The following is a 15199-nucleotide window of genomic DNA, read 5'->3' as shown; positions in this document are numbered from 1 at the left end:
GACTTGTGCTCTGTGAGTGCATAGCGAGACCGGGGAGTGAAGCGACCCCCGGCGAGACTTGTGCTCTGTGAGTGCATAGCGAGACCGGGGAGTGAGCGACCCCCGGCGAGACTTGTGCTCTGTAGTGCAGCCGGAGCGGCTTTGGGTAAATGCTGCCGCTCACTTTTTCACAACGCTTCTAGCGTGGCAGCTTCAGCTGAGAATTTTCATGCGAGGTGACAAACCGGCAACCAGAAAGGGTGAGCGTCGTTGCCCGCGAAATGATCACATTTTCACGATTCTTCACTCCGGTTCAGAAATCGACCAAAAAACCAACCGGTGCCCCCATTGAGGTGCATACCGGTTGTCAATGTTTCAGGACTTCTCCGTACCGTGAACTTCTTCCATAAGCATTTCATGGATCATATTTCCTTCCCCCATAACGGCCACACGGGGTCGGTAAGACTTTGCCTTGGATTCATCCAGCATGACATAGGAGAGGATAATCACGATATCGCCAGGTTGAACCAGACGTGCAGCCGCTCCGTTTAAGCAGATGGTGCCGCTGCCCCGAGGCCCGGGAATGACATAGGTTTCCATACGGGCCCCGTTATTGTTGTTCACGATTTGGACCTTTTCGTTGGGGATGATATTGACTTTTTCCATTATATCCTCGTCGATGGTTACACTTCCCACATAGTTCAGGTCCGATTCCGTCACGGTTGCCCGATGGATTTTTGATTTCATCACCGTCAGGAGCATGATGTCACCTCCTTCTTGGAGGGTCCGACTTCATTTAACTGTACATTTTTTCAATAAAAGCCTGAGCATTCAGTGCTTTATTGTACATTTGTTTGTTCCCGTAATCCTTAAACAACTTCCTGACAATCGGAGACGTATTCGCTTCGATAAACCATACTCCACCTTTTCTGTCCACGGCCATATCCACGCCCAAAACCCGCATACCGTAATAAGACCCGAATGTGTGGGAGATTTGGTGTGCCAAATCGGCCAATTCCCTTGATATTTCGGTGGCATTCAGTTTGTTTGCTGCCAGCACCTTTTCCAGCGGAACCAACTTTCCGCCCTTCGACCAGTTTGTAACTGCTTTGTTGTTGGTGGAGACTCTTGCAAACCATCCGGTCAGCTGCCATTTGTCCAATAGTCTGTGCATGGTGATTCGGACATCAAAAGCTTTTCCTTTATAGGTGGCAACATCGATCCCTTGTTGGATGATATATGGAATACCGGGCTTGATCAGGCCGGCAACCATGCTGCAGGTGTTATTCAAATCAGCTGTTTTCACTTCATCCGTGAAGCTGGAGCAAATTTCATATTGATCCCTTTTCAACCTGTTAATCCGAATAATCCCGTTGCCGCAAAATCCCCTGTCAGGCTTTACGAAAACAGCGGCATAATCCTTTAGCATTTTTTTCAACGCTTCAACGGAAAACCAGGCTGTTTTCGGAATGTGGGGAGCAATGCCGGGGTCTTTTAACAGGAGGTTGTTTTTCTTCAGTTTGCTTGCTACGACTCGTTGCACTGCCAAATCCATTCACTCCTTCTATGATGTTATAATTTATTCATATGGAGGACTCTATTTTTTCGTGCATGCATTTGGTAGATATTTATAAAGATGGGTGTTTATACCTGAGGAGCGGGAGTGGTGACATTTCGGCTCCTGTCAAGTGATTCTCCTCCCCACAGAACCCTTTCGTATATCGATCGATCGGTGGAAACGAACGGCATGATGATCACCTCTGCTGTCCATCATGAAGCCGGAGAGGACGGGTCCGGACACGCCTGAAAGCGAATGAGTTCATTCAATCAACGATGAAAAACGGGGAGAAAAAATAACCGCTTAACCCGGATGGCAAAGGGAAAGGCGGATATTTGAACCGGATGTACCCGGCCATTTGACGCGGGGTTCCTTCGGGGACATAGATTGCGAGATAAAACAACCCTCAAGAATGGCCACGTCTGCCGGACGGACCGGATGCAGGGAAACATTCCACCGTCCTCCACGCCTCCTTCAATAATGAAAGGATAACGCCAAAATCCCGTTCGCTGGAAGTTCCTTGATTCACTCCATCCGGCTTGGCCTGTCTTGGGACACTGGTTGACGAAAAAACGGTTCAATTTCAACCGTTTTTTAATGAAATGGATTGAATAAATATTAATAAGTATGTATAATGATACGAAACTGATTTCGGAAAGGCGGAGTGGAGAGATGAAAGCGGCGGTTGTGGGAGCGACGGGATATGGAAGTGCGGAACTGATCCGGATCCTGCACCGGCATCCCCGGGTCACCTTGACGAAGCTGATCTCCTCCTCCAAGGCGGGGGAGGGAGTGGAGAATGTGTTCCCCCATCTGTCCCATTTGTCTCACTCGTTGGAGGAGATGGAACCGGAACGATTGGCGGAAGAATCGGATATCGTCTTTTTTGCGGCCCCCTCCGGGGTCAGCAGCCGGCTTTTGCCTCCGCTGGCCGATAAGGGCTGCCTCTCGATCGATCTGGCAGGGGACTTCCGGCTGGATGCGGCCGCCTATCGGGAGTGGTACGGGGCGGAGCCGCCGGAGGGCGGCTGGTTGGAACGATCGGCCTACGGATTGAGTGAGTGGTTTGCGTCCTCCATCCGGGAAGCCGGGATCATCGCCAATCCCGGATGTTATCCGACGGCCGCTCTGATGCTTCTGATCCCCCTGTTGAAAGCGGGAGCCGTCGGGGACGGTCCGGTGGTGGTGGATGGCAAATCGGGCATGTCCGGAGCGGGGCGGGGGGTCAAACAGACCAGTCTGTTTTGTGAAGTGAACGAAAATCTCTTCCCGTATCAGGTGGGGGCTCACCGTCACACTCCGGAGATCGAGCGGTATGCCACCCTGGCCGGAGGAAAGGAGACATCCGTGTTGTTCACTCCCCAGATTGTTCCGATGAACCGTGGCATCTTGGTGACGATTTACGTGCCGGCGGCCGGGGGTTGGACATCCGGGCGGCTGCGGGAGATGGCGGAAGAGGCGTACCGGAATGCCCCCTTCATTCGGGTCCGGAAAAAGGGAGAATGGCCACGAACCAAAGAGGTTCAGGGGAGCAATTATTGTGATATCGCCTTTCATCTGGATGACCGGACGAACACCGTGGTGGGGATGGCAGCCATCGACAACCTGGTCAAGGGAGCCGCGGGGCAGGCCGTGCAAAACCTGAACCTGCGCATGGGTTGGCCCGAAACGACGGGGTTGGATCTGTTGCCGCAGTATCCATAGAAGCGTTGTAATTGAATGTTCGTTTCGAGAAAAGGGGAAGCATTTACCCAAAATAGCGACTTTGCTGTCCTGCCCAGCGGAGAATCAGCCTGCAAGGGCGTTCAGGGGGAAAAGCTCCTCTGTGTTGCATCCGAAGGCGTTTGCCCCTGCCCGCAGCAGGATGATTCGGAGCGGACAGTGCCTGCATCTATGCAGGACAGCATAGCGAGACCGGGGAGCGCAAGCGACCCAGGCGAGACTTGTGCTCTGTGAGTGCAGCCGGAGCGGCTTTGGGTAAATGTTGCCGCTCACTTTTTCACAACGCTTATAGAGATCATACGTAAAGCGAAAGGGGAGGGAAACATGGAACAGCTTCAGGTGAGGGCGGTGGTGACAGACGGCTGCAAGGTGGCAAAGGAACCGCGGATCACGTCCCCCCGCGGTTTCCGGGCGGCCGGACTTCATGCGGGGATTAAACGGAAACGGAAGGACCTGGGGATGATCGTCTGCGAGGTTCCCGCCTCCGCAGCCGCCGTCTATACGATGAACGCATTCCAGGCCGCACCCCTCAAAGTCACCCGGGAGGGATTGGAAGTGGAGGGTCGGATGCAGGCAATGATCGTCAACAGCGGCAACGCCAACGCCTGCACAGGCCGGCGCGGACTGGACGACGCCCGCCGGATGCGGCAGGAGACGGCCCGGCAACTGAAGATACCGGAACATCTCGTGGGCGTGGTGTCCACCGGTGTGATCGGCGAGCCTCTTCCCATGGACCGAATGCTGCGGGCGATCCCCGGATTGGTGGAGCAATTGGCCCCCGAGGGACAAGATTCCTTCTGCCGGTCCATCCTGACGACAGACACCTTCACCAAAGCCTCGGAAGTCCGCCTGACCGTGCAGGGGAAGGAAGTTCGGGTGGCCGGAGCGGCCAAGGGCTCCGGTATGGTTCACCCCAACATGGCGACGATGCTGGCGTTCATCAATACCGATGCGGCTGTGGAACCGCCGGTCCTGCAAAGGATCCTCCGAAAGGTGACCGATCAAACCTTCAACATGATCACGGTGGATGGGGATTGCAGCACCAACGACATGGTGACCGCCATGGCCAGCGGCTTGGCCGGGAACGAACCCTTGACAGAAGATCATCCGGATTGGCCGGCATTCTGCCGGGCCTTTGCCCATGTGGCACGGGACTTGGCCCGGCAGATCGCCCGGGACGGGGAAGGAGCGACCCGCCTGGTGGAAGTGACCGTCACCGGAGCGGAGACGGAGGAAGGTGCGAGGCGGGCCGCCAAGGCCATTGTCGGTTCCAGTCTGGTAAAGACGGCCGTCTTCGGTGCGGATCCCAACTGGGGCCGGATCGTTTGCGCCCTCGGCTACAGCGGAGCGATTTTTGACCCGGACCGGGTGGAGGTGTACATCGGTTCGATCTGTGCCGTCCGGGACGGCCGGCCGGTCCCGATGGATGAAGCGGCGGGGCGACGGGAGCTGGAACAGGATCCCGTCCGTCTCCGGGTGAATCTGAACCGGGGAGCGGCGCAGGCCACCGCTTGGGGATGCGATCTGACCTATGATTATGTCCGCATCAACGCCAGTTACCGTACGTAGGAAGAGAGGAGGAAAACCATGAGATTGTGGCCGGTGGTGATCAAAGCGGGGGGAAGCGTGCTGGAACGGCTGCACCCTTCTTTTTTTCAAGAATTGAAAAATGGCATGAAATCGGCCGGTCCTCCCGTGATCGTCCATGGAGGCGGTCCGGAGATCAGCCGGTTGCAGAAGCGGCTGGGGCTTAAGACGCGATTTGTGAAGGGATTGCGCGTCACGGATGACGAGGGGCTGAAGGCGGCGGAAATGGTGTTGGCCGGCACCGTCAACAAGGGGTTGACCGCCCGCCTTCGGGCCGCCGGACTCCCTGCGGTGGGACTGTCCGGCGTGGACGGTGCCCTCCTGGAAGTGAAACCGAAAGATCCCTCCCTGGGTTGGGTCGGGGAGGTGACGGAAGTCCATCCCGGGATTCTTTTTGACCTCCTGAAATCGGGTTGGATCCCGGTGGTGGCTTCCCTCGGGGTCGATGCCGAGGGAAGAAGGTACAACGTCAATGCCGACACCGCCGCCGGGGCGGTGGCCCGGGCCCTCTCCGCAAGAAAGTTGGTTATGGTGACGGATGTACCCGGGATCCGGACGGAGGGAGCAACGTCCCGGAACCTCCCTTCCGCGACCCCCTCTGAAGTGCGGGAAATGGTGGAGAACGGCACGATCCGGGGGGGGATGATCCCCAAAGTCGACGCAGCCCTCGCCGGATTGGATTCCGGGGTCGAAGAGGTGATCATCGCTGACGGGAGCGCCCCCGGGGCGTTAAGCGGAGCGGGAACGCGAATCCGGAAGGAGGTGGAGCCCCTTGGCGCTGTTTCCCACTTATCCGAGAAGTGATCTCAAACCCGTCAGGGGAGAAGGGCCCTGGCTCTGGGACGAAACGGGCCGCCGCTATCTGGACTTCACCTCCGGTTTGGGGGTCTGCAATCTGGGTCACGCCCACCCCCGGGTGAAGGAGGCGGTGCGGGAGCAGCTGGATCGGCTGTGGCATGTGTCCAATCTGTTCCGGATCCCTCTTCAGGAAACGGTGGCCGGAAAACTGGCCGAGGAAAGCGGCCTGGCGTTTTCCTTTTTCTGCAACAGCGGAGCGGAGGCGGTGGAAGCGGCCATCAAGCTGGCGCGCCGCTACGGCCGGGAACATAAGGGGTTGGAGCGGCCCGAGGTGATAACGTTTCACTCTTCCTTCCACGGCCGGACGCTGGCCACCTTGACCGCCACCGGTCAGACGAAGGTGAAAGCGGGGTTCGATCCCCTTCCCGGCGGATTTCGCCACCTCCCGTACAACGACACCGGCGCCTTGGATGAGGGTCTGACCGGGAATACCGCGGCGGTGTTGCTGGAACCCGTTCAGGGAGAGGGGGGAGTCATCCCTGCCAATCCCGGCTTTCTGAAGCGGTTGGAAGAGCGGTGCCGGGAGAAGGAGATCCTTCTGATGGTGGATGAGATCCAGACGGGGATGGGGCGGACGGGAGATTTGTTCGCTTTCCGGGACTTCGGTGTCCGGCCCGATGTGGTGACGTTGGCCAAAGGGCTGGGCAACGGCGTGCCCGTCGGGGCGATGATGGGGCGGAAGGGGTTGGATCGCCATTTCGGCCCGGGCAGTCACGCCAGCACCTTCGGAGGCAACCCCCTTGCCATGGCCGCCGCCCATGCGGTGTTGAAGGAGCTGACGGAGTCGGACATCCTGACCCGTGCCCGGGAAATGGGGGAATGTCTTGACTCCCGGCTTCGCCAACGACTGCATTCCCATCCGGCCGTGGTGGATATCCGCGGGAAAGGTTTCATGTGGGGAGTGGAAATGGACCGTCCGGTCGGTCCCCTGCTTCCTGTTCTCAAAGAGAAAGGGCTTTTGGCCGTGGCGGCGGGCCCCCGGGTTCTCCGTCTCCTTCCCCCGCTGGTGACGGGAGAAGAAGAGATCGAACAGGCGGCGGCCATCATTGAAGACAGTTTGCAGCACTGGGAGGAGGTTGACGCCAATGGAAGCGTACCTCGTGTTTGAAGACGGGGAGGCTTTTCCGGGAGTCTGGATCGGTACCCCCAGGGAGGTTCCCGGAGAAGTGGTGTTTACCACCGGCATGACCGGATATCAGGAAGTGACGACCGATCCTTCCTATGCGGGACAGATCGTCACCTTCACCTATCCCCTCATCGGGAATTACGGGACCGTCCGGGGAGAGAGTGAGAGTGACCGGCCCCACTGTGCCGGGATCGTGGTGAGCGAATGCTGGCAAGAGACCGGTTCCGGTCTGGGGAAATGGCTGGATGCTCACGGGGTGCCCGGAATTTCGGGTGTGGATACCCGGGCGGTGGTCAAGAAGGTGCGGGAGAACGGGGGGATTCGCGGTGTGATCGCCTCCGATCCGCATCCCCGGGTGAAGGAGTGGCCCGATCCGCTCTCGCTTCAGTGGGTGGAGGGGGTTTCGGTGAAAGAGCCGGTTTCCGAACCGTCGGAGGACTCCGATGCCCCCCATATCGTCCTTCTCGATTTCGGAGTGAAAGCTTCCATGGTTCGCAGCCTGACAAAACGGGGGTGCCGGGTGACGAAGGTCCCTTATTTCACCGATCCGAAAAAGGTGGAACGGCTGGCCCCCGACGGTCTCCTTTTTTCCAACGGACCCGGGGATCCCAAGGCGCTTCTGCCGTTCCTGGAAGGGTGGGTTCCGCTCATCCGGCGGATTCCTTCGATGGGGATCTGCCTGGGGCACCAACTGCTGGCACTGGCTCTGGGTGCCGACACCGAGCGCCTTCCTTTCGGTCACCGGGGGAGCAACCATCCGGTGAGGGAACCATCCACGGGGAAGGTCTGGATCACTTCTCAGAACCACGGCTATACTGTCCGGACTTCTTCGGTGGACACTTCCGACTGGGAGATCACCCACCTCCACGTCAATGATGGTTCGGTGGAGGGACTGGCCCACCGTCATTTCCCGGTCTTTTCCGTGCAGTTCCACCCCGAAGCCCATCCCGGACCTGCCGATGCGGAAACGCTTTTTGACCGATTCCTGGAGAAGATCCGGAAAGGAAAGGAGGTGGCGGTCCATGGGTGAAACAGACGGAAGGAAGACTTCGGTGAGCCGGGTCCTGGTGATTGGCTCCGGTCCGATTGTCATCGGTCAGGCGGCGGAGTTTGACTATTCGGGGACCCAGGCCTGTCTTGCGCTGAAGGAGGAAGGGATCCACGTCATCCTGGCCAACAACAACCCGGCCACCATCATGACGGACCCGGAAGCGGCGGATACCGTCTATACGGAACCCCTGACCTTGGAGGTGCTCACCCGGATCATCGCGCGGGAACGACCCGACGGTCTTCTCGCCGGCGTCGGGGGGCAAACCGGACTCAACCTGGCGGTGGAGCTCCAGGAAGAAGGAGTGTTGGATACCTTCGGGGTGAAGTTGTTGGGGACTCCGGTGGACTCCATCCGACGGGGGGAGGACCGGGAAGCGTTCAAACAGGCGATGGCTTCCATCGGAGAACCGGTCCCGGAAGGAAAGACGGTCTCCACCGTGGAGGAAGCGGTCGGTTTCGCCGCCGCCATCGGATACCCTGTGATCGTCCGTCCCGCATACACCCTCGGCGGATTCGGCGGAGGCACAGCCCGGAACCGGGCGGAACTGGAACAGGTGGCGCGTCAGGGGCTGGCCGCCAGTCCGATCGGGCAAGTGTTGGTCGAGGAGAGCATCCTCGGCTGGAAGGAGATCGAATACGAGATGATGCGGGATGCCAACGATACCTGCATCGCCGTCTGCAACATGGAAAATCTGGATCCGGTGGGCACCCACACCGGGGACAGCATCGTCACGGCACCTTCCCAGACATTGACCGACCGGCAGTACCAACAATTGCGCTCAGTCGCCTGCAAGGTGGTGCGGGCACTGGGTGTGGTGGGGGGATGCAACATCCAGTTCGCCCTCCATCCGGACACCGGGGAGTACCGGATTATTGAAGTCAATCCCCGGGTGAGCCGGTCCAGCGCGCTGGCTTCCAAGGCGACGGGGTATCCCATCGCCCGACTGGCGGCCAAACTGTCCATCGGTTACCGGCTGGACGAGTGCCTCAACCCGGTCACCGGCCATACCTTCGCCAGTTTTGAACCGGCTCTGGATTATGTGGTGGTGAAGATCCCCCGTTGGCCCTTCGACAAGTTCCCCGGCGCCGACCGCACCCTCGGAACCCGGATGAAGGCCACCGGGGAAGTGATGGCTTTGGGAAGAAACCTGGAAACGGCGCTGTACAAAGCGATCCGATCCCTCGATACGGATCGGTTCACCCTCCTTTCACCCGAGGGACGGAACGTGTCCGACCGGGAGCTGGAACATCGACTCGCCCGTCCCGATGACCGGAGGCTGTTCCTTCTGGCGGAAGCATACCGCAGGGGGTGGAAAGAGGAAAAGATTCATCGTCTGACCCTGATCCACCCCTGGTTTTTACGTAAAATCCGGGACATGGTGGCTTTGGAGGTGCGGCTTTCTTCCTCCGGCTGGGAGAAGGTGAAGGATGCCGAACTGAAGGAAGCCAAAGAGAAAGGGATCGCCGATGCCGCCCTGGCCGGCTGGTTCGGGGTTTCGGAGTCGGAAATCCGCCAACGGTGGAAAGAAAAGGGCTGGTCTCCCTCCTATAAATGGGTGGACACCTGTGCCGGGGAGTTTGTGGCCGAAACCCCCTACTACTATTCTTCCTGGCAAGGGAGGGATGAAGTCGCCGCCCCGGAGCCGGGCCGTCGTTACCTGGTTCTGGGAGCGGGTCCGATCCGGATCGGGCAGGGGATCGAGTTCGACTATTGTTCCGTCCATGCGGCTGAATCCCTGAGAAAACAGGGGGCGGTCTCGGTGGTCGTCAATAACAACCCGGAGACCGTCAGCACCGATTACGCCACAGCGGACCGTCTTTACTTCGAACCCTTGACCGTGGAAGATGTGATCCACGTGGCGGAAAAGGAAGCCATCGACGGAGTACTGGTCCAATACGGGGGTCAGACGGCGGTCCGGTTGATCCAGGGATTGGAGGAAGCGGGCTTGAAAGTGTTGGGCACCTCCGCCGACACCATTGACCAGGTGGAAGACCGGCATCGGTTCTACGCCTTGTTGCAGGAGCTGGGCATTCCCCATATTCCGGGGAAAACCGCCCGGACCCTCAGCGAGGCCAGGCACGCCGCCGAAGAGCTGGGGTACCCCCTGCTTCTCCGGCCTTCCTATGTGATTGGCGGGCAGGGGATGCAGGTGGTAAGGAGTCGGGTGCAGTTGGAGGAGACCATGGCCCGCTTCGCGGAGATCTTGCCGGAGAAGGCTTACCCGATTCTGCTGGATCGCTTTGTGGAAGGCATCGAAGTGGAAGTGGACGCCGTCACCGACGGGAAAGATCTGGTCATCCCCACGCTGGTCCAGCATGTGGAACGGGCGGGCGTCCATTCGGGAGACAGCCTTTCCATCCTGTCGGCTCCCGATCTGACCGAAAAACAGAAGGAGACAGTGGTGGAATACACCGGACGAATCGCCGGAAATCTCTCCCATGCAGGCCTCTTGAACATCCAGTTCGTGTTGAACGAAGAGGAGGTCTATGTGCTGGAAGTGAACCCCCGGGCTTCCCGGACGGTTCCGGTGATCAGCAAGGTGACGGGGGTTCCGATGGTGGAGTGGGCGACCCGGGTTCAGCTGGGGGAACCCTTGTCATCCTTTGCCCCCGTCGGTGTAATGAAGCCGATCTCCCGCTGGGCGGTGAAGGGGCCGGTTTTCTCCGCCTCCAAGCTTCCCCGGGTGGACCCGGCCCTGGGTCCGGAGATGCGGTCCACCGGGGAAATCCTCGGAATGGGCGACACCCTGGAAGAGGCGGTGGCCAAAGTGCTTCCCTCCGCCGTCGGAGGGAAGCTTCCCGCTTCCCTCCGGGGGACCCGCCTCCTTCTCTCCGTCGCCGATGCGTCCAAACAGGAACTGGGCGAATGGATCCCCGATTTGGCCGGACGGGGGGTCCGACTGGCGGCGACGGAAGGGACGGCCGCTTACCTCCGCAAGACATGGGATGTTCCGGTGGAGATCGTCGGTCCCGAAAACTGGGAAGGTTGGTTCCACGAGGACGGACCGTCCCTCATCCTCAACCTTCCCACCTGCGGCGGTCAAGAGAACCGGAACGGTTTTCGGTTGCGTCAGTTGGCGCTGGAATGGCAGGTTCCGTGCTTTACTTCCATGGACACGTTCCGGTGGTGGATCCGCACCACCAACGTTCGGAATCCGGAGGAATGGTCAGTGGTTCCCCTCGGCACCATCAAGGAGAAGGAGGCGGTTTTGGGATGAGTGTGAACGAATCGGTCATCCAGGGAGTCGGCGGTTCCGCCTTCTCTCTGAGAGGGAGGGATTGTCTGGCTCTCTCTCCCTTCACTCCCGGGGAAATTCAATTCCTCGTGGATCGGGGACTGGAGATGAAACAGCGATACCGCGCGGGGGAGGCTTTCCGTCCCTTGGCGGGGAAGACATTGGCCATGATTTTTGACAAACCTTCCACCCGGACCCGCGTTTCCTTCGAGACCGGAATGACTCAACTGGGGGGCCACGCACTTCATCTGAACCGGGGGGAGCTCCAGCTGGGACGGGGAGAGAGCATCGGGGATACGGCCCGGGTGCTGTCCGGTTATGTGGACGCGATCCAGATCCGCACCTTCAGCCACGAGACGGTGACGGAGTTGGCGGATCACGCTTCCATACCGGTCATCAACGGGTTGACCGATTTGCACCACCCCTGCCAGGCGCTGGCGGATCTCCTCACACTGAAAGAGGAAAAAGGGGAGTTGTCCGGACTCCGATTGGCCTATGTCGGGGACGGAAACAATGTCCTCCATTCCCTTCTGGAGGCTGCCGCCGCCACGGGCATTCACCTGGCAGCCGCTTTCCCTGAAGGGTATGAACCGGATCCGGCCGTCGTCCGCCAGGCACGGGATACGGCTCTCCGGACCGGGGCCGTCCTTTCCTTCACCCACGATCCCCTGGAGGCGGTGGAAGGGGCGGACGCCGTCTACACCGACGTCTGGGCCAGCATGGGGCAGGAAGAGGAGAAGAAAAAACGAATCCGGGATTTCGAAGGGTTTCAGGTAAACGCCCGACTGATGTCCCGGGCCCGCTCCGACGCCCTTTTCCTTCATTGCCTGCCTGCATACCGCGGCCTGGAAGTGGCGTCAGAAGTCATCGACGGCCCCCGTTCGGTTGTTTTTCAACAGGCAGAGAACCGCCTGCACGCCCAGAAAGCACTGTTAGTGGAGTTGCTGGCGTGACCGCATGAGAAAAATCCTCCTCCATCGACGAAAAAGCAGCCCCGTTATTCTCCGGGGCTGCTTTTCATCTTGGATCAGTCAAAGGCGACCCTCGTCCACCCGTGCCCGTTCCCGGACCGTTTCGCCCTTCAGGGCAGCCAGGGCATCGAAGAGTGCCGTCCGGAAACTGGCGGGGCCGTTGGCTTGCATGGCCGCTTGTTCCGCCGCGACACCGTAGGAGGCCAAGGCGGAAACGGCGGCTCTCGTCGGATCAGGGCTGACGGCGGCGAAGGCGGCGAGGACGGAGGCGCCCATGCAGCCGGTTCCGGTGATGGAACCCATCAGCGGGTGGCCGTTGGAGATCTCCGCCCAACGGCTCCCGTCGGTGATCAGATCCCGTTTCCCGGTCACCACCACGGTGACATCCCACTCCCGGGCCGCCTTCGCCGCAAGGGCCCGGATCTCTCCTTCCACCCTCTCCGAATCCACCCCGCGAACCTGGGCGGACCCCCCCGCGAGGGTGGCGATTTCGCCTGCGTTTCCTTTCAGCAGGCAGATCCGGATCCGATCCAACAGCCGCTTCGCTGTTTCGGTCCGGAAGGTTGTGGCACCGGCGCCCACCGGGTCGAGCACGACGGGAATCCCTTTCTCGTTGGCGGCTTTTCCGGCCCGAATCATCGTCTCCACCTGGTCTGCATTCAGGGTGCCGATATTCAGCACCAGAGCGGAGGCGAGCCGGGTCATGTCCGCTGCTTCCTCCGGGGCGTCGGCCATCACCGGGGCCCCGCCGCAGCTCAAGGTGATGTTGGCGCAATCGTTGACCGTGACCACGTTGGTGATGTGATGCACCAGCGGACGGTTTTTCCGCACCTCTTCGATCAGTTCAGGATTCCAATCCATCAAGGGTCCATCCTCCTTTTCTCATTCTGGGCCGCTTCCCGGCCTGAACACCTGGGGACAGGAAAGGGAAAGAGGCCGTTCGACATGGATATAAAAATCACTCGTTTCAGAGGGAAGAATCTTCTTCCTCCCCGGGAGGGGTTTCTCCGGAGGGGGTCTTTTTCCACCGGCGGTACCACCACAGGAGGGGGAGGAAAAGGATGGCAAGCACTGCGGCGGGGGGAAGAAGAGCGGCACCCAACACGACGATCCCTTGAAACAGGTCACGGAGCCACCCCAGCGATTGCACAAAGGAATGGGACACCCGTTCACCCCATCCGGGCTCTCCCTCCGGTTTCTCAAGGGGGGCCACCTGACGGGCCTGGACGGTGACCGTGGCATAATCGGTTCGGTTTTGGAGATATTGCATCCGCCCCTTTAATTGTTCGATCTCTTCCTGCACCTGGGAAAGCCGTTCCGATACCTTCAGCAGGTCCTCCGTCGTTTTCGCCTCTTTCATCATTTCCATCAGGCGTTTTTCCACAGCTTTTTTGGCCTTGAGCCGGGATTTCAGGTCGACAAACTCTTCGGTGACGTCCTTGCCGGAGAGATTCCGGGAGGAAACTTCCTGCGCCACTCTCTCCAGTTCGTCCAGAAAAGCGTGGAATGACTCCTGGGGGATCCGGAACACAAACCGTCCCGTCACGTCATGGCCGTTTCGGGATTGGGAAGCTTCCACCAGGTACCCGTCCTTTTTGCGGGCATCCTCCTCCATCTTCTCCCGCGCTTTTTTCAGATTGTCCACCCGTAAGTCCAAATTGGCTTGGTAGACCACTTTCCGCTTCTCCGGCGAGACTGCGGTTTCTTTCTTGCTCAACGCCGGATCCGTCTCCGTTGACCCGCCGGTTTTTCGGGAGTCCTTTGTTTTCGCCAACCCGCGGACAGAGAAGGATTCGGTCTGTTCGACCGCCTCGGATCTTGCGGGTGATTTGGAATCCAGTTGGGCGACCCGGGCTTCTTCCCCGGAACTGCACCCGGCCAGAAACAGGGTGGCCAGCACCCCGGCCCCGATCCGTTTCCACATGCTGTGGATCATCATCCACCCCTTCCACTTCTTTTTCACTTTACAGACGAAAGATGGGCCTGGAAAGTTGCGGAAACGGATGAGAAAAAAGAAAAAGCTCCCGGAAAAGGGCGCCGGAAATCACAACGCTTCTAGAAGTATTGTGATTGAATGTTCGTTTCGAGAAAAGGGGAAGCGTTTACCCAAAATAGCGACTTGTGCTCTGTGAGTGCATAGTGAGACCGGGGAGCGCAAGCGACCCAGGCGAGACTTGTGCTCTGTGAGTGCATAGGCGACTGGGAGTGAAGCGACCCCCGGCGCGACTTGTGCTCTGTGAGTGCCGCCGGAACGGCTTTGGGTAAATGCTGCCGCTCACTTTTTCACAACGCTTCCAGGGAGGTTTTTTATCGGGCGGAGGATTTTGTAACAGAATTGCAGAATTGGAAATGATGTGCTGTACAAACAGCGGTCCGCACCGGCGCCCGGAGCCGGCCGCTGTTTTGAAAAAATCGGAAAGTTTACCTTCTGTTAAAAACGGGTTAAGATTAGTGTTCGGTAATGACACGGTCGGTCTGCGAACAGAAAAAAGAAATCGGTCGGCAGGCCGGAGAGGAGTGTAAGAGGCAATGCATCTCACCTTGGAAACCGGAGTCCAAACTTCGAGAGAACACCTTTTCGACTGTTTGGAAACGGAAGGGCAACTGAAGCAATGGGTGCCCCGGATGCAACGGCTCACCTATGAAGAAATGCCGAAAGAAGGCAGTTGGAAGGGAGCCCTTTTCACCCTCCATTTCGGCTCCGGAAAAAAAGAACAAAAAGTGAAGGGAGAGATCGTCGCCCATCGCAAACCGGAGCTTTTCGGTGTCCGGCTCCATCTCTCCCACGGCATTCTTGATCTTTTCATCAGTTTGGAGGAAGCGGACGGGGAAGTGACCATGAGTTGTGACTGTGAGGTCAGCGTTGCCGAAGGAGGCAACAGACTGAAAGCGCGTCTGATGGCTTGGCAAATCCGCCGCTCTCTCCCCGTCTACCTCAAGAGCCTGAAGCATATCGCGGAAAGCCGGCCCATGTCGGCTTGAACCGAGAGGATAAACCACCCGGTTCCCTTCCAGGGAGCCGGGTGGTTTTTATTCAACCGGAAGACCGGGAGGCGGACCCTCGTTCAATCACCTTCCGGTGTTCGGGACGGTCACCCGAAAAAATTCGATT

The 15199-nt window shown here is 58.9% G+C and carries 12 protein-coding genes; 8 read left to right on the top strand and 4 right to left on the bottom strand.

Annotated features, from left to right (window positions below):
* Positions 1 to 354: 354 nt before the first annotated feature.
* Together panD and C8P63_RS09495 are read right to left on the bottom strand one after the other, a co-directional pair.
* The gene (gene panD / locus C8P63_RS09500; protein ID WP_108023539.1) at positions 355 to 741 is read right to left on the bottom strand and encodes an aspartate 1-decarboxylase; all 387 of its coding nucleotides are present in this window, start codon (positions 739 to 741) and stop codon (positions 355 to 357) included.
* Positions 742 to 775: 34 nt separating this feature from the next.
* Positions 776 to 1522, bottom strand: a complete 747-nt coding sequence (locus C8P63_RS09495; RefSeq protein WP_245920814.1) for a YheC/YheD family protein — start codon at positions 1520 to 1522, stop codon at positions 776 to 778.
* Positions 1523 to 2209: 687 nt separating this feature from the next.
* Between C8P63_RS09495 and argC the strand changes: the two genes are divergently transcribed.
* The 7 genes from argC to argF all read left to right on the top strand — a co-directional run bounded on the left by argC (position 2210) and on the right by argF (position 12069).
* Positions 2210 to 3241, top strand: coding sequence for an N-acetyl-gamma-glutamyl-phosphate reductase (gene argC, locus C8P63_RS09490; protein ID WP_108023535.1), 1032 nt, complete (start codon positions 2210 to 2212; stop codon positions 3239 to 3241).
* Positions 3242 to 3583: 342 nt separating this feature from the next.
* On the top strand, positions 3584 to 4828 hold the full coding sequence (gene argJ / locus C8P63_RS09485) for a bifunctional glutamate N-acetyltransferase/amino-acid acetyltransferase ArgJ (RefSeq protein WP_108023533.1): 1245 nt from the start codon (positions 3584 to 3586) through the stop codon (positions 4826 to 4828).
* A gap of 18 nt (positions 4829 to 4846) precedes the next feature.
* Positions 4847 to 5650 (top strand): acetylglutamate kinase, encoded by an 804-nt coding sequence (gene argB, locus C8P63_RS09480; RefSeq protein ID WP_108023530.1) that lies wholly within the window; start codon positions 4847 to 4849, stop codon positions 5648 to 5650.
* The gene (locus C8P63_RS09475) at positions 5619 to 6812 is read left to right on the top strand and encodes an acetylornithine transaminase (protein ID WP_108023528.1); all 1194 of its coding nucleotides are present in this window, start codon (positions 5619 to 5621) and stop codon (positions 6810 to 6812) included. Before argB ends, C8P63_RS09475 begins: the two co-directional genes overlap by 32 nt.
* A complete protein-coding gene (locus tag C8P63_RS09470; protein ID WP_108023526.1) occupies positions 6790 to 7860 on the top strand; it encodes a carbamoyl phosphate synthase small subunit in 1071 nt (356 codons plus the stop codon). The genes C8P63_RS09475 and C8P63_RS09470 overlap by 23 nt, the downstream gene beginning before the upstream one ends.
* Complete coding sequence (carB, locus tag C8P63_RS09465) at positions 7853 to 11098, top strand: carbamoyl-phosphate synthase (glutamine-hydrolyzing) large subunit (RefSeq protein WP_108023524.1); 3246 nt, start codon at positions 7853 to 7855, stop codon at positions 11096 to 11098. The genes C8P63_RS09470 and carB overlap by 8 nt, the downstream gene beginning before the upstream one ends.
* A complete protein-coding gene (argF, locus tag C8P63_RS09460; RefSeq protein ID WP_108023522.1) occupies positions 11095 to 12069 on the top strand; it encodes an ornithine carbamoyltransferase in 975 nt (324 codons plus the stop codon). Before carB ends, argF begins: the two co-directional genes overlap by 4 nt.
* Before the next feature lie 78 nt (positions 12070 to 12147).
* Here the strand turns inward: argF and thiM are convergent, their stop codons facing one another.
* Both thiM and C8P63_RS09450 read right to left on the bottom strand, forming a co-directional pair.
* Positions 12148 to 12948 (bottom strand): hydroxyethylthiazole kinase, encoded by an 801-nt coding sequence (gene thiM, locus C8P63_RS09455; protein ID WP_108023555.1) that lies wholly within the window; start codon positions 12946 to 12948, stop codon positions 12148 to 12150.
* A gap of 106 nt (positions 12949 to 13054) precedes the next feature.
* On the bottom strand, positions 13055 to 14023 hold the full coding sequence (locus C8P63_RS09450; protein ID WP_170109590.1) for a DUF4349 domain-containing protein: 969 nt from the start codon (positions 14021 to 14023) through the stop codon (positions 13055 to 13057).
* Positions 14024 to 14616: 593 nt separating this feature from the next.
* Between C8P63_RS09450 and C8P63_RS09445 the strand changes: the two genes are divergently transcribed.
* Complete coding sequence (locus C8P63_RS09445; RefSeq protein ID WP_108023517.1) at positions 14617 to 15069, top strand: hypothetical protein; 453 nt, start codon at positions 14617 to 14619, stop codon at positions 15067 to 15069.
* Positions 15070 to 15199 lie beyond the last annotated feature (130 nt).

Source organism: Melghirimyces profundicolus (assembly GCF_003054245.1).
In the GTDB taxonomy this organism is placed as follows: Bacteria; Bacillota; Bacilli; order Thermoactinomycetales; family DSM-45169; genus Melghirimyces; species Melghirimyces profundicolus.
This window is presented reverse-complemented; position numbering and strand designations above follow the sequence as displayed.

Bases quoted from the DNA above. Each gene is read 5' to 3' on its own strand.
- panD (WP_108023539.1), bottom strand. From the start codon at position 741: ATGCTCCTGACGGTGATGAAATCAAAAATCCATCGGGCAACCGTGACG.
- argC (WP_108023535.1), top strand. From the start codon at position 2,210: ATGAAAGCGGCGGTTGTGGGAGCGACGGGATATGGAAGTGCGGAACTG.
- argJ (WP_108023533.1), top strand. From the start codon at position 3,584: ATGGAACAGCTTCAGGTGAGGGCGGTGGTGACAGACGGCTGCAAGGTG.
- argB (WP_108023530.1), top strand. From the start codon at position 4,847: ATGAGATTGTGGCCGGTGGTGATCAAAGCGGGGGGAAGCGTGCTGGAA.
- C8P63_RS09470 (WP_108023526.1), top strand. From the start codon at position 6,790: ATGGAAGCGTACCTCGTGTTTGAAGACGGGGAGGCTTTTCCGGGAGTC.
- carB (WP_108023524.1), top strand. From the start codon at position 7,853: ATGGGTGAAACAGACGGAAGGAAGACTTCGGTGAGCCGGGTCCTGGTG.
- argF (WP_108023522.1), top strand. From the start codon at position 11,095: ATGAGTGTGAACGAATCGGTCATCCAGGGAGTCGGCGGTTCCGCCTTC.
- thiM (WP_108023555.1), bottom strand. From the start codon at position 12,948: ATGGATTGGAATCCTGAACTGATCGAAGAGGTGCGGAAAAACCGTCCG.
- C8P63_RS09450 (WP_170109590.1), bottom strand. From the start codon at position 14,023: ATGATCCACAGCATGTGGAAACGGATCGGGGCCGGGGTGCTGGCCACC.
- C8P63_RS09445 (WP_108023517.1), top strand. From the start codon at position 14,617: ATGCATCTCACCTTGGAAACCGGAGTCCAAACTTCGAGAGAACACCTT.